The sequence below is a fragment of the Pseudomaricurvus hydrocarbonicus genome (assembly GCF_011602365.1).
In the GTDB taxonomy this organism is placed as follows: Bacteria; Pseudomonadota; Gammaproteobacteria; order Pseudomonadales; family Cellvibrionaceae; genus Pseudomaricurvus; species Pseudomaricurvus hydrocarbonicus.
In genome coordinates, this window is sequence record NZ_JAAONZ010000011.1 from 102537 (window position 1) to 117493 (window position 14957).

At 45.5% G+C, this 14957-nt stretch carries 11 protein-coding genes; 1 reads left to right on the forward strand and 10 read right to left on the reverse strand.

Features of this window, described 5'->3' with window-relative positions; all coding sequences use genetic code 11:
• Positions 1 to 24: 24 nt before the first annotated feature.
• Together G8770_RS14270 and G8770_RS14275 are read right to left on the reverse strand one after the other, a co-directional pair.
• Positions 25 to 1056, reverse strand: coding sequence for a hypothetical protein (locus tag G8770_RS14270; protein WP_167188013.1), 1032 nt, complete (start codon positions 1054 to 1056; stop codon positions 25 to 27).
• Between the two features lie 103 nt (positions 1057 to 1159).
• Positions 1160 to 2446, reverse strand: a complete 1287-nt coding sequence (locus G8770_RS14275) for a cytochrome P450 (RefSeq protein ID WP_167188015.1) — start codon at positions 2444 to 2446, stop codon at positions 1160 to 1162.
• Between the two features lie 285 nt (positions 2447 to 2731).
• Between G8770_RS14275 and G8770_RS14280 the strand changes: the two genes are divergently transcribed.
• Positions 2732 to 3379, forward strand: coding sequence for a TetR/AcrR family transcriptional regulator (locus tag G8770_RS14280; protein ID WP_167188017.1), 648 nt, complete (start codon positions 2732 to 2734; stop codon positions 3377 to 3379).
• Here G8770_RS14280 and G8770_RS14285 read toward each other — a convergent pair.
• From G8770_RS14285 to G8770_RS14320, 8 genes are all read right to left on the reverse strand, one after another.
• Positions 3360 to 4937 (reverse strand): phytoene desaturase family protein, encoded by a 1578-nt coding sequence (locus G8770_RS14285; protein ID WP_167188019.1) that lies wholly within the window; start codon positions 4935 to 4937, stop codon positions 3360 to 3362. The two genes, G8770_RS14280 and G8770_RS14285, sit on opposite strands and share 20 nt — an antisense overlap.
• A 124-nt stretch (positions 4938 to 5061) precedes the next feature.
• On the reverse strand, positions 5062 to 5658 hold the full coding sequence (locus G8770_RS14290) for a TetR/AcrR family transcriptional regulator (RefSeq protein WP_208022273.1): 597 nt from the start codon (positions 5656 to 5658) through the stop codon (positions 5062 to 5064).
• 410 nt (positions 5659 to 6068) lie between these two features.
• The gene (locus G8770_RS14295) at positions 6069 to 8294 is read right to left on the reverse strand and encodes a TonB-dependent receptor (protein WP_167188021.1); all 2226 of its coding nucleotides are present in this window, start codon (positions 8292 to 8294) and stop codon (positions 6069 to 6071) included.
• A gap of 319 nt (positions 8295 to 8613) precedes the next feature.
• The gene (locus tag G8770_RS14300; RefSeq protein ID WP_167188024.1) at positions 8614 to 9738 is read right to left on the reverse strand and encodes an acyl-CoA dehydrogenase family protein; all 1125 of its coding nucleotides are present in this window, start codon (positions 9736 to 9738) and stop codon (positions 8614 to 8616) included.
• A gap of 33 nt (positions 9739 to 9771) precedes the next feature.
• A complete protein-coding gene (locus G8770_RS14305; RefSeq protein WP_167188027.1) occupies positions 9772 to 10572 on the reverse strand; it encodes a crotonase/enoyl-CoA hydratase family protein in 801 nt (266 codons plus the stop codon).
• Positions 10569 to 11609, reverse strand: a complete 1041-nt coding sequence (locus tag G8770_RS14310; RefSeq protein ID WP_167188029.1) for an acyl-CoA dehydrogenase family protein — start codon at positions 11607 to 11609, stop codon at positions 10569 to 10571. The genes G8770_RS14305 and G8770_RS14310 overlap by 4 nt, the downstream gene beginning before the upstream one ends.
• 48 nt (positions 11610 to 11657) lie before the next feature.
• Positions 11658 to 12803, reverse strand: a complete 1146-nt coding sequence (locus G8770_RS14315; RefSeq protein WP_167188032.1) for an acyl-CoA dehydrogenase family protein — start codon at positions 12801 to 12803, stop codon at positions 11658 to 11660.
• A 185-nt stretch (positions 12804 to 12988) separates the two neighbouring features.
• Entirely contained in the window at positions 12989 to 14296 is a 1308-nt protein-coding gene (locus tag G8770_RS14320; protein WP_167188035.1) for an amidohydrolase family protein, read from the reverse strand.
• Positions 14297 to 14957 lie beyond the last annotated feature (661 nt).

Genomic DNA, 14957 nt, shown 5'->3' on the forward strand with positions numbered 1-14957 from the left:
TATGATAATCTGCTTTAAGCAGTCTTAAAGGTCTGCTCCGCGAACATTTCGAGCACTGCCATTGCGGCGATCCGACTCACCCCAAGCAATCCAGTGATCCGGCTCCCGAGTGTCGCCAACTTTACGCCAGCGCCCCTCTTGTTGAGCAGTGATGGGGAATCCTCCTACAAAATCGACCATATCTCCACGGGGGTCAGATAAAAATTCCCAAGTCTCTTTACCATCCAGAATAATGTGGGCTTTTTCCAGAAAATAACTACCGGGTTTGTGGACGGCTTCACCTTCAATATCTGTGGTGCAATAAAGCTCACCTTCACTATTTTGGAAAATGCCGTACCCTAAATTGTCATGGCCCAACATAAAGGAGCCAATATCCCAGCTACCGTCTTTGTAAACAGTGGCAAAAGTCCACCAAAGAACATGCATCTTATTTTCGACGACGATGTCTTTGGAATAGTGAATAGCTCCACCTTCTGGAAGCCAGACCTGATCCAGACATATGACACCTTTAACAGGGCGCCCGTTTAATGACCCACAAACGTCATAGAGCTGCGACACATAAAAAGTTCCCCACTCTTCGCCTGGGATATAGAATTGCGTTCCGTTGCCCAGCAAGCTACCCGTCAAGTCCAACAAGCCTTCTTCACGCCAGGTAAATGAGTCTCCAGATGCAGAAAGGTCCCAAGGCTGACCTTCTTCGCCGTCCAGGCTTGACCAGTGTACGGCATCACCATCCATCCAGCTCTCGGGAAACATGGTCGTCGCTCTGGGCTCCATATTGTCAGAATCAAAGCGTAAAGTTTCACCATCAACACGAGTAGAGAGAAATAAAAACTTGGTAGGGTTTGGTGTACTTCCAGGAGAATTGAGCGCCCGCGCCAATGAATACATGTGCCCTTCATCGTCTCGCAAAGTCCCAAAGGGCATATGCTTGGTAAACTTCAGACCGTAGTGATCACGCATGTCAGCAATTTTTTCACCACTGACTTTTTGAGGAGCAACCAATGTTTGAAACTTAAAGTCTCCCCGACTGGGTATTTCTGTAAAAGTAGGCATAACCATATCCTGATTTATTATTTTAACGAACAGATGAATTCAATACTGAAGCATTAACCGCTACTGCAACAGGCACTAGCGGTTTTCCGTACTTAACGTAACATTAATCCCAGATTACATGGACTTCATGGGCTTCACGCAACTGAGCACCCTGAATGTGTGGTACTGGCATTTCAGGGTCGAGGCGAATGTTAGGAAACAGATCCAAAATCGCATTGATCGCATTATTGAGTTCCAGCTTCGCGACAAATTGACCTATACACATGTGCGGACCGAAGCCAAATCCGAAAGAAGGTTTCTGACGACGATCAAGGTCGAATTCATCCGGATTCTCAAAAACATCTTCATCGCGATTGGCTGAAGTCACCATGCATTGAATAAATGAACCCTTGGGTATTTTAACGCCATAAAACTCAACATCTTTTGCCACTTCACGCACTTTGAAAGTAGCGATAGGCTCAAAACGAATAGATTCATCAATCATTTTCGGCACTAGTGAACGGTCGTTACGCACTCGGTCCAACAAGCCTGGAATAGTAAACATTAATGTCAGTACCACACTCAGAGTACGAGTAGTTGTTTCACCGGCTGCTGGCAACAACATGCGACAGAACGTCACTACTTCATGATCATTAAGGGTGCGCCCTTCATGTTCACAGCGCAGTAAACGGCCGATCAGATCTTCGCCCTCGCTACCTGCTTCACGGCGTGCCACGACAATCTCCATGATTGAATCATAAAGTGCCTTGCCAGCTTCCATACCAGTTTTCATGGCGTCATCGGCTTTACTGGGATCAAGCTGGTTAGCACCAACCATGGCCAGGGACCATGCGGCGTAGCTACGGAATTTTTCTGGATCATCCTCCGGAAAGCCCATCAGCGCATACATGATACGGATTGGGAAGCTCAGGCCAAACTCCATCAAGTTGGCTTTTTTTTGCGGCACCATAGGTGCCAAATAATGATTGCGAATGATGTCGTCCATCCGATCGCACCATTTATTAACCGTGGCTGGCATAAAGGCAGGTTGCAGCAGTTGGCGTACGCTTTTATGTTCTTCTCCATCCATCGCTAAGACAGTCAGGCCACCGTCAAACGCCTTACCAAAACCTTTGGCAATGAATCCGCTAGTATAGGTACCTGCATCTCGCAATACCGTCATCACATCCTGATAACGAAACAGCGCAAAGTTCCTGGTGGCGCTTTGGTCAGAGACGTCCGCATTTGTGGGAACCCCAAACTGGCGTATGAAATCCCCCTCGAAAATTGGTGATTTTTCACGCATTTTTTGGCAAGCCTCATGGATATCAATGCCCGTGCCTTTATACAAGTCTGAAACTGCTGAATAAGCTGTTTCCAGCTTCATATCTTTAACGTTGGATTCGGACATGCTTTTTACCTATACTTTTATATTATGAACTTTGAAAGTTTGAGAACAATCTTTACAGATATCCGGTCAGTCGCTATCTGTTGAACAAATCGTTCAAGTACTAGACTGGACTTTGCTCAGCTCTTGTTCGGACCGAACCGACTCCGGAGCTGACTCAAAGTCACTGAATAGGTCTCAGTGTAAAGAAAGTCCCTGGTTTGTGCTGGTTTAGAGTTTGACCTCCTGTCTAACCACGGGGCTGGTAAGTATTAGCCTAAAACAATAACTATGATGAGTTGTATCAGTATGAATAAATCGCGTAACAATGGTAAAGCAGCCACAATCCGCCAAATAATCAAAGCCGCCCGACGAGAGTTTTCCGAACACGGGTTGGATAAAACTAACGTGCAAAAAATTGCTGAACGTGCCGGTGTGACCAAACAGCTGGTTTACCACTATTATCAAAGCAAGGAACAACTATTTGCTTGTGTACTTGATGAATCGTCTGATGATGCCATGACAGCTCTAACAGGATTAGAGCTGGATCATATCCGTCCAACCGAAGCATTACGCTTAATGCTATCCCACATGTTTGACCTTTATCAGGACGATCCAGAGTTGGCCTCGCTGGCCACCGAAGGTATTCGTTTTCACGATAGTCACACAACGCCAAGAAACCGTTTTGTGGACCTGGGGCCAGTCTTAACGAAAAAAATGCGCAGTATTATTGAACGAGGTATAGCCAGTGGCGAATTCACCACCGACCTGAATCCCGACTTGGTATTCACAACAGCCTCGCTAATGGTGTCCGGTGCATTCACCAACCGCTACGTTATCGAGACATTAGGCGGGTTAGATACCCGCCAATCCAACAATATGAATATCTGGCGTAAGCATACTGAAGACATGATACTTGCCGCCATTACCAACAAGGTCAACGTAGATATCGCTTGACCCTACCCGCCGCTATACGCCCTGGCATACCATTCACGCCACCGCCAGGGTGTGTTCCAGCCCCTCCCAAAAACAGCCCCGCAACTGGTAAAGTGTCACCGCCTAAACCCGCAGCCGGCCGCATACCCGATGACCGAGTAGTGCTGGTATCAATATGCACGACACAACCATTGTGGACATTCAGGCGAGCCTCCCAGTCCCGGGCAACTTCCATTTGACGACCAATTTCAAAATCCTTCAGCCCTCCCATGTACTCTGCAGCCCAGTCAATAACCTGTTGTCCCACCTGGTCACGCACATTATCCCAACCTTCATTATGGTCCACAGGCATGGCAACCGGGTAAAGATAGGCTACATCCTGACCAATGGGAGCCTGCCCTGGGTCTGCCGCAGAAGGCACACACATCCACAAATAAGGCATTTTGGATACTTCACCGCGCGCAGCGCATTTAAAGTTATCCAGAACCGCCTCAGTAGTCCCTATTAGCAAAACACACTTACGCAAACTCAAACCATCTGGTCGCATTGATTCAATTCGACGATAATTGACCTGGTCATTCAAAGCCAAGTCCACCTTAATGGGGGAACCTCCATGAGCATTTGCAGGAGCCATCGCCACCCGCGTCAGTGTGGTTCGATCCAGCTCACCTTCAGTGACCATTTCCAATGCCTGTTTGGGGTGAATTGATGCCACCACGGCCTTAACCTGAATAACTCTGCCATCCTTTAAACGAACAGCTGAAACTTGTCTGTTGCTGGAGACGATTTCTGCAACAGGTGCATTGAGGATAACTTCACCACCCAGCTGCTGAAGCCTGGCAGAAAGCGCATCAGAAATAGTTTGCATGCCACCAATGGCACGACCAACCCCGTACTTATGCAGAAAGCCCAGTAATGCAAAATAAACACCTGTAGCTTCATTGGTGATTGGGCCCGCGGCCCCTAACAAACAGCAAAGTGCAGACTGTACTATTGGGTGCTCAAACCGCTCCATGATAGAGGTATAAGCTGGACTACCAATCAACGCCATGATCTCTGGTTTGATACGGAAGTTTTTTATCAGTGTTTTCAGTGCGTTGAGCTTCGCTCCAAAATTTAGCTGGGAAGGATCAACCCTCATCATGGGCACAGCCATATCGATGAAAGCATAAATAACTTTCATCAGCTTAAGAAACTCATCGGCGTCATGCTGTGAATAGCGAGCGATTTCACGAGCGGTATCTTCTGGGTCGCGGAAAATCACTAACGAATTACCATCGGGGTGGCAATAAACATAACCTGGACTAAGTTCTTCCTGACGAAAACCAAGACTGTGGAGATCCAGCTCGTCCGGTACCAGAGGGTGTACTCGCAACGACATTAGATCAAGTGAACATGGGTGGATTGTGTGGTTGGGAGCTTCTTCAATCAAGGGGCCTGAAACACACATACCACCTACGCTATCAAGTGCTTCGATAACAACGACCTTCTTGCCGGCTTTCGCCAGATAACAAGCAGCTGTCAATCCATTATGTCCGCCGCCAACGACAGCGACATCGTATTCAGAAACTGATGACATGTTACTGGTCCTGATAATTATTATTAAGATAATGTGAATCAGAATTTAAACACGTTTGGAGAACAGTCGCTGCAGAGAGGTTTTACCTATGGTAAAACAGACCATTTATGAACTTTTACAAGACCTAATCTCTGGATTTAACCAGCGCCATTAGCAGTCGGCGGATTCGACTGGGCAGAGCCTTCCGAGCCTGTTTCGTGGATGGCACCAGCTGCTCGCTCAGGATATAGCGAATCAGCAGCTCACAAACCAGTTCACGGTCAATTTTAATGTTCGCACGTTCGTCCCATGCATCAAAGACAATAGCCAATTCATTTTGAAATCGAGACACCGAGTCGTGAAAAATACGATGAAGCCATCCGATGGCGTAATCAGGTGCGACCATTAACAGCTTGCGAGCCTGTCCAACCTGGAGGTAGTTATCCATATAGCGAATCAACGCATCAAAGCGATCATCTGGATCTTTGTAGGGATCCAGCGCCTCAAACAAAGACTCATGAAAGCGATCGCGCTTATGCCTTGAGAAGGCCTCTAGTAACTCATCCTGTGATGAGAAATAACGATAGAATGTACCGCGAGAAATACCAGCCTGATTACAGACATCCAAGATCGAGACGCGCTCAACTCCCGACTCCAGAATCACGACCTCGGCAGCTGCCAAAATTGTCTGTATTGTATGTTCCGAGCGTTTATTACGACGTCTGACAGGTGTAGTGATCAAAGTTGCTCCAGTCACCGCAAATTTGCTCCTAAATGATGGCCAAAATTGAATTCCCACTATACCAGAACCTCAGTTTTCATCAAAAGGTTATGAACAGGTATCATATTATTGTATAAATAAGTACTGTAATTGGACCATTACAGGCGTTTTTATGACGCCTAAATCACCTTTTCTCACACAGCCCAGACACTGATACTTACAGGAATAAGCTTTGTCGCCAATTAATCTGTGCGTCAATGTCTTACAAGCTGCAAATTCCGTCAACTCTGAGCTGAATAGCACAAATAACAAAGACCTTGTGTCTGTTTGGATTTTGGAAAGGGTTTTTATTACTTTATCCTCGTATTGAAATAAAAAAGGCCTCGAAAACCAATAGTTCCCGAGGCCCAAAAACTTAAAATTTTAGTTTTCTAGAAGTCCATTTGAAGCTTGATACCCACACGACGCTTATAGTCATACTCAACATTATGAGCTAACAACACCCCGAAATCTGATCCCTGGGTCGAGTACCCAGACTCATAGAACGTATCAAACGCGTTTTTAACAAATAGCTGCAATGAATACATTCCATCTTTTGACTCCACACCAAGAGCTAAGTCAGCCAAACCATAGGAGTCCTGAATAGTTTTGGGGTCATTATTGGTATTGTATTGAACTTCATCTTGCCAATGATATGCCCCCTGTAGGTATGCATTAAATGGCAAGCTCTGCAGGGCAATGTCATAACGAGCAAACAAATTAACGGCAAGGTCTGGGCTGAACGGCATGTCTTTACCAGACAGATCTTGTTGTCCTCCTACACAGCCTTGTGCAGCAGTTTGGCCAGGGTAACATTCTGCCCCGTCAAATGACTTAAAGGTAGCATCAATCGTAGCCAAATTTGCACTCAGAAAGAAATTATCCGTGGCCTGAAATGCAAGCTCGATTTCCAAGCCCTGTGTTTCCAAACTACCTGCGTTAGCCAAATAAAACTGCGGCGGTAGTTGGTTATCACTTAATGAAGCCTGAAAGTCTTCAAACTCGGTATAAAATACGTTGGCATTAAGACGTAACGCACCATCCATCCACTCGGACTTCAAACCCAGTTCGTAGTTAGTTGGGATTTCAGGCGCAACAATTGGTTCTGCTGAAGTATAACCAGAAGGCAGTGTATTGGCACCTGGCCCCTTATAACCTCTGGCAACGGAAGCATACACCATACTATCCGGAGTAAAATTATGCTCACCGATGATGCGCCATGAGACTGACTGATCATCTACCGTTGTAGATCTTTCTGGGTTTGGGAAACTTGCAGAGCCTACTAGATTGGTAACCGATTGATTCAGGGTAACCTCTTCGTCGTTATACCGTAATCCAAGTGATAAGCGCGTAATATCACTGATATTCCATGTTGCCTGCCCAAATAGTGCCACGCTTTTACTCTCAACCGCAGAGTCGGCACTAAAACCTGAAGTGGTACTCAGTCCGGTAACCAAAGGGGTAAAGAGTTGATTTTGAGACCTTTCCAACTTGTTTTTATAAAAATACAATCCAGCAACATAGCTTACCGTTTCTTGTGACGATGTAGTCCAGCGAAGCTCCTGTGTTATTTGATTAACATCATCATAGGCTGAATTATCAGCAAGCACTGCTACGGGCAGCCCAGTTGCCGTAATGTTTGAATAAGTCTGTGTATCTGTAAAAGAGGTAATGGATGTCAATGTGTTTTCACCAATGTCATAATTGACTTCGGCGATATAAACATCAACATCGGCAGTGTTCGGAGATCCTGTACCGGTCTCATTAATCTTTGTATTTTCTTTACCTGAAGGAATCACTGAAGCAAACGGACCCACAACTTCAATAGCAGGACGATAACAACAGCTGTAATCACGCTCATTGTGCCTGTAATTCAGCAATACACTTAATTTATCGGTTGGTTCAAGAAGTAATTTAGCATTTGCCCCCCATTCGTTTCGATCATTGTAATCACCGGACACATCAGGATTTACATTTTCAACAATACCATCACGCTTGTTTTCGTATAGAGAAATTCGGCCTTTTACAGTATCAGCCAAACTACCTGATACATAGGCTGAATATTTTTGTTCATTTTCTTCTGCAAAGCTAGCCAAAAATCCATAAGTTAACTCATTTGAAGGCATTGAAGTGACAACATTCAACAAACCTGCAGATGCATTTTTTCCAAACAGCATGCCTTGTGGACCACGCAAGACTTCAACACGATCAACGTCACTAAAGTCCAAGAAACTAGCCACCAAACCACTGGCAACCACGCCATCTATAACCGTACCAACGGATTGTTCAACACCTTTACTAAATGTTGATGTTCCAACGCCACGTATTTGTACAGCTCTTTCTGAATCGCCACTGCCAGCTTGGACTGTAAAACCTGCGACTGATTTCGACAATTCTGAAACTTCATTTCGGTTTAATGCAGTTAATTGATCACCTGATACAGCCATTACCGAAATAGGGACATCTTGTAAGCTTTGCTCACGCTTTTGTGCCGTCACGATAATTTCTTCGAGTATAGCTGCTGTTGAATACATCGGCATAGTCAACGTAACTGCCGCAATGGCAGAAGCTATTGGTTTAACACGGCTTTTTGTTGATCTTGAGATAGGCTGCATCATTAGGCTCTCCAACTATTATTATTTAGGAAATTGAATTTACACTATGATTTATCATTTCGCTTTTAAGTTGTTTTACTCGAGTTAAAATGGAAAATCGTAGTCATTTTAAATTCAACTTATAGATGTAAAATTAATGGTTATTTTATAATTACACGCTTAACTTTTAAAAAAGTTAGAAATATTAATCTATCAATATACAAACATGTACAGTATTAATAATCCTGAATTAGTACTTATACTGCACATGTCATCTCGAATTTATTTCATTATTTTTCAATAAAAAACTGCCGTTATTTCCAAAAATATCGGTAAATAATCATTAAAGTGTTTTAGAAATTATGTGTTTCATAATCTCAGACGTGCCGCCATATATCCTTGCAACTCGCGCATCAACCCAGGCACGACTGACACGATACTCGCTCATAAAACCATAACCACCATGAAGTTGGACAAATTCATCAAGCAACTTACCCTGCATTTCAGACCCCACCAGCTTAGCCATGGCCGCTTCGTCAGAACTTAACTGCCCCGCCATCACTTTCTCCAGGCATGAGTCAACAAACGCACGCAACATGGCCAATTGGGATTTAGCTTCAGCCAATTTGAATTTGGTATTTTGAAAATCGAATACCGTTTGTCCAAAAATTTGACGCTCTTTTACATAATCTATGGTTTCTTCCATCATGGACTCAATCGACTGCGCAGCACGTATCGCAATAATTAGTCGTTCCCAGGCTAGCTGGTGACCGAGATAACCAAAACCCTCACCTTCCTCGCCCAGCCGGTTATTGACAGGCACACGTACTTCATCAAAGAATAGTTCTGCCGTGTCCTGCCCTTTAAGACCAATTTTGTCCAGTAATTTGCCTTTCGCAAATCCTGGCCTATCGGTTTCCACACATATTAATGTCAACTTTTTATCGGATGGGTCCAGCTTACCACCCGTCACAACCAAATCGGCATTACCACCATTTGTTATGAATGTTTTCTGACCAGAAATAATATACTCTTCACCCTCGCGGCGGAACTGGGTACGCATGGATCGCAAATCGCTGCCGATACTCGGCTCGCTCAAACCGAGAACGCCAATAATTTCGCCAGACACCATGCCTGGAAGCCATTTCTTTTTCTGCTCCTCACTCCCGTACGCCACAATGTAGTTGGCGACAATTTCCGAATGTGTGGTAAAACCTACCGCGGTGGCATTGACTCTGGCGAGCTCTTCAATCATGACTGCGGAATGGCCATAATCTCCACCCGGACCACCGTATTCTTCAGAGATACTGCTACAGAGAAGCCCAGCAGATCCGGCTTTAAGCCAAACTTCTTTTGGAACTATGCCGTTTTTTTCCCATTCATCAAGATATGGGGTGATTTCTCGACTTATGAAGCGACGGGCTTGATCACGAAACATTTCGTGGTCATCTCGGAAAACTTTTCTCATAAATCCTCCAATGCTAATTCAGTGATATCTGACTTATTTGTTATTGTAGGCCGGCTTGCGTTTCTGCAGAAAAGCTGACACCGCCTCTGAGTGATCTTCTGTATGATGTGCTATCGACTGATACGCGGCCGACATTTCCAGCAATGAATCCAGACGCATGTGCTGGCCTTCTCGCAATAGACGTTTCGTTAAGCGTAAGGAGTGGGCAGGGTTTGAAGCTATTCGCTGAGCAAGATCATATGCGGTTTGTTGCAGCTCAACTTCTGGAACCACTTCTGTTACCAGCCCCCATTCCAGTGCTTTCTCTGCGTCAATCATGTCACCGGTCAATGCCATGATGCTCGCTTTCGGCATGCCAATAACTCGAGGTAGTAACCAGGCACCACCATCTCCAGGAACGATACCCAGCTTAACAAAGCTCTCGGCAAATTTTGCCTTTTGTGACGCAATACGGATATCACACATACACGTAAGATCAAGACCAGCTCCAATCGCGTGACCATTGATTGCCGCGATAATTGGCACATCCAGATTGTAAAGAGCCGTGGGAATTCGCTGGATGCCATTGCGATAGCTCTCACGCAATTCATAGGGACTACCACCAAATATGCCGCTGCGAGAAGCCATATCCTTAATGTTACCCCCAGCACAGAAAGATGCTCCGGCCCCGGTGAGAATCACAACTTTAACGGAGTAATCCGTTCGTAATTCATTGCTAAGTGCAACAAGTTCTTCAAATTGTTCAGTATCGGTAAGCGCATTCCGAGTATCAGGATCGTTCAACGTAACCTTTAGAATTGCGCCGTCACGCTCTTGCATTAGAAATGGACTCATACGTTAAGGTCCCCTGAAGTAATTGTGGGCCAAAGCGCTTCTGAGCCCATCTCGCATATTGATTTCCCGAGAAGCTTTGACCAGTATGTCGCTGAACCATATTCACTGCGCCAGGACCATAGCCTACGGGTCAATGGGTGCAAGCTATATTCTTGGGTAAAACCAATAGCACCATGCACAGCATGAGCAGTTGAAGCTCCAACACTGGCGGCATCGGATGTACATATCTTGGCCGCCATCAACTGTAATGTCGGGAATGCAGAGCCAGACTCTTCAAAAGCGGCCTGAACTGAAACTCTCGCGGCCGCCACATTCTCAGCAACTACAGCCAGTTGGTGTTGGACAACCTGAAATTTTGTAATTGGCTTCCCGAATTGCACCCGCTCATTTCCGTATTCTGCCGAAACTCTTAGCAGCTCTTCTAAAGCACCGATTATCTGGGCCGACCGGAGCATAGCTCCGCCTTTCAGAAGAACTTGACTGTCAAGATTAGATGGCAGTGCGCTGCTATCTATCGGTAAATAATTCTCGAAGATAAAATCATCACGGGATTCACCAGCTAAGTTAGTAGATAATGAACTGGATGCCGCGGAATTTGGCTCAAGAACAACAACAACAGGGGATTCGGAGCCTACGACGGTGACCAGCTTATCCACATAACGTCCCCAAGGCACCTGCCGTACGCTACCTGAAAGGAGCTTGCCGTCCCACTGTAAACTATTCTCAGCAGCAAAAGACACTGCACAATTCAAACCTTGCAGCCCGCAGGCCCCCAGGAGCCAATTCGAAAGAATTGACTCAGGTAAGGGTAAAGGTAAGCAAAATCGGCCACACAACTCAATGACACCATTCAGCTCCTCCCACCCAAGTCCTGTACCGCCAGACTCTTCTGGAGCTGCCGCCAAACTAAATCCTGACGATTGCAATAAGTCCCACAGAGGCTCCATCCAGCCCTGCTCTTCGCTAGCTTTCACCAAATCCAATGTCACCTGATCAGCAAGCAATTTTTCCAACGTCGATTCGAAGATTTCTTTCATGCGTAAAACCAGCCTTGTTTATCTTTCTTCATATAAAGCTACAAGCACTCAGCGCAGGCCAAGACCACGAGCTATAATTCCGCGCAAAATCTCTCTGGTTCCACCGCGTAACGAAAAAGAGGGGGCTTGTTGTGTCAAATAAGCCAGAACTTTGCTGTAGTCGTTACCACCCTGGGTAGAGGGTAAGGTTTCCAGTATCGACTGAGCAATTTCTGGTATTTCTTGTTCAAAGCCCACACCAAAATCTTTAACACACGATGCAGACCAGGCAGGGTTGGCTCCAGCATTGAGCTGTCTCGTTACCGACAAAGACATATTTCGTAATGTAAGCAGACGAGCAGTCAGCCGGCCTATTTCCTTCGCTTGATAAGCGTCGGGATATTGACCGACTTCATCAATCATGACTTTCAATAACGCCATTGAGCTCAGGAAACGTTCTGGGCCACTGCGCTCAAAGGCCAGCTCAGCGGTAACCTGATGCCAACCTTGACCCTCAGATCCCGCTAGGGCCTCGTCAGGCAACTCAACATTATCAAAGAATACTTCATTAAAGTGCTCCGCCCCGGTTAGATCTTTAATAGGGCGAACCTCAACACCAGGTAACGAAAGATCGATGATGAACTGAGACATTCCGCCATGGCGACTTTCAGACTCACTGGTTCTAACCAAAGCAATCATATAATGTGAATGGTGCGCATTGGTGGTCCAAACCTTTTGTCCATTTAACACCCACTTGTCACCAACTTTTTTGGCGTTGGAACGTATCGATGCCAAGTCAGACCCTGAATTTGGTTCACTCATGCCGATGCAAAAATAACTTTCACCGCGACATATTGCAGGGAGATAGGACTCTTTCTGCTCTTCTGTTCCATAGCGCAAGATCAAAGGGCCACTTTGGCGATCCGCAAACCAGTGCGCAGACACCGGAGCACCCGCTGCAAGCAACTCTTCAATAACCACATATCGAGAAAATGCATCGGCATCAGAACCACCGTACTTTTTCGGCAGAGCCATGCCAATCCAGCCTCGCGCACCAAGCTTTTGGCTAAATTTAGCGTCGAAGCCCATCCATGAATCCGCTCGCACAAGTGCTGAGCAGTGTTTTAATTCTTCTTTAAGAAAAGCTCGAACCTCTGACCGCAACCTCTCGGCTGCAGGGGGAACTCGACAATAACTAAATTCGTTTATGGACATTTATAAAATCTCACCCATCGCCAATACCGGACATTCAAATATCGGTTGTTATAAAATTATACGACGACGCTGCCGCCACACTCATTTGCAATAGTTAATTCTATTCGCATTTGCAGATGTGGCCGTCATTATGAAACCGCCGCCGTCCTCTGTTTACCGAGGGTGGGCGGTGTTTCATTGATGGATTAAAGGGCAGTATTGGCATCAGCCTCTGAAAACATTCGATTAATATCTCCAGATGTGACCGGCTTACTGGGATCTCTCTTAGGTGCAGCGCCACCCATGCCCAATGCTGGTGATGTATCAACGTGTTCTGCCAATTTCCGCAGCGCTCCAACTGTGCAGTTTTCTCGCCCAAGAATTGAGAAAGGATCGTAAGAATACTCTCTCATCACATTCAAGTGGGTAATTTTATTGATTTGTTCGTCGGTTAAGCCCTGACACTGAGACCAGAAGGTTTCAGCCGACTCAGGCCATGTGCAATCTGAATGTGGATAATCAGTTTCGAAAGCGACCATATCCTCACCGATTGCATCAAGATTTTTCAGACCAAATTCATCTTCAATAAAGCACGACATGATATGCTTACGGAAAACGTCACTGGGCTTCAATCCGTTGAAATTACTGTTGGTCCATGCGTGATGGTGACGGTGGGTAAAATCGGCACGCTCAAGCAGATAAGGAATCCAACCTATGCCACTTTCGGACAACGTCATACGAAGATCAGGATATTTCTTCCACATGGGGGCCCACAACCAATCCGCCGCCGAGTTTGAGATAGACATGGGCATCGACGTAATCCATGCGTCAATAGGTGACAAATCTGATGCGTGCTCTGGCTTAACGCCCGTGCCGATATGACAGCAAATCATGACCTTATTATCGGAACAAGCCTTCCAGAACGGTTCCCAGTGGGGATCATGGATTGATGGATAGCCATGTAACGCTGGATTGTCGGAGAATGAAACTGCATGCACCCCTTGGCGTGCCATACGAACCACCTCATCGGCCGCTGCCTTCCCATCCCACCACGGGATCAACATCAATGGAATAAAGCGTCCGGGGGCTGCGTTACTCCAGTCGTGCAGATGCCAGTCATTGTAAGCCTGGATAGCCGCCAGACTGAGTTTTTTATCCTTACTCATCTGGAAACGTTGACCTGCGAAGCCCGGGAAAGTAGGAAAGCACACTGAACCGAGCACACCATTGGCATTCATATCATCTACACGAGCTTTAACGTCCCATGTACCCTGGCGCATTTGCTCATAACCAAGTGGCTCCATCCCATACTCTTCTTTAGGTCGGCCTACCACTGAGTTTAATCCCATATATCCAGTAGCTTCACCGTCAAAAACCCAAACATCTCTGCCTTTAAGGTTTTCAACTTTAGGCTGATGCCCTTTGTATTTTTCTGGCATGTGTCTATCAAAAGCGCCGCGAGGCTCGATAACATGATCATCGACACTAACAAGAATAACGTCTTCAAGTTTCATTTCTTTTTCTCCCTTATTGGAATCAGAGCTTACGTTAAAGGCTTTTTTTATGGTTTCATCTAATAAAATATCTATTAACTCAACCGATAAACCCTTTTTATAAACTAATCAAATACGGTACTTACTGTGTGAAATTATCGCGACCACTTCTATCTGAACAAATATCTACTGAAGCTTATCGCACTATTACGTGTTGAATTTAGCGTAAGAACTTTAAGAACTTATTAATTGAGTTCGACAGAGACTATTTTGCCAGCCTTAAACCTCTGCCATGTATATTATCTGGCCGCCTGTCTTCACACCGCTAATCCACAGCGAATACAAAGTGAATAAGTCTTCGACCTTATTTACTATTGGCTTATTTTATACATATTATTAATATCTGTTCAACTTAATATTTGAGATGTACTTTACTGGCGATCAAACGAAAGCGCTTTTGCCCTTGTTTGAAGTAAGTGAGTGCCCTAGGTCCCGCCTTAATCAGCCCCTTGCAATTGGCAGATACAGCGGATTACCTACTTTGATGTGCCCCGATTCAGGACTATCAGGGGTTTAAACTGTTGATGGCTCCCCTGAGTAAGATCACATTGCAGCTCTCTGTACCAGGCTTTATGCAATTTATGGATAAGTGACTGATTATTCGCACACTTGAAATGATTAA

Bases quoted from the DNA above. Each gene is read 5' to 3' on its own strand.
- G8770_RS14315 (WP_167188032.1), bottom strand. From the start codon at position 12,803: ATGTCCATAAACGAATTTAGTTATTGTCGAGTTCCCCCTGCAGCCGAG.
- G8770_RS14270 (WP_167188013.1), bottom strand. From the start codon at position 1,056: ATGCCTACTTTTACAGAAATACCCAGTCGGGGAGACTTTAAGTTTCAA.
- G8770_RS14305 (WP_167188027.1), bottom strand. From the start codon at position 10,572: ATGAGTCCATTTCTAATGCAAGAGCGTGACGGCGCAATTCTAAAGGTT.
- G8770_RS14320 (WP_167188035.1), bottom strand. From the start codon at position 14,296: ATGAAACTTGAAGACGTTATTCTTGTTAGTGTCGATGATCATGTTATC.
- G8770_RS14275 (WP_167188015.1), bottom strand. From the start codon at position 2,446: ATGTCCGAATCCAACGTTAAAGATATGAAGCTGGAAACAGCTTATTCA.
- G8770_RS14300 (WP_167188024.1), bottom strand. From the start codon at position 9,738: ATGAGAAAAGTTTTCCGAGATGACCACGAAATGTTTCGTGATCAAGCC.
- G8770_RS14285 (WP_167188019.1), bottom strand. From the start codon at position 4,937: ATGTCATCAGTTTCTGAATACGATGTCGCTGTCGTTGGCGGCGGACAT.
- G8770_RS14295 (WP_167188021.1), bottom strand. From the start codon at position 8,294: ATGATGCAGCCTATCTCAAGATCAACAAAAAGCCGTGTTAAACCAATA.
- G8770_RS14310 (WP_167188029.1), bottom strand. From the start codon at position 11,609: ATGAAAGAAATCTTCGAATCGACGTTGGAAAAATTGCTTGCTGATCAG.
- G8770_RS14280 (WP_167188017.1), top strand. From the start codon at position 2,732: ATGAATAAATCGCGTAACAATGGTAAAGCAGCCACAATCCGCCAAATA.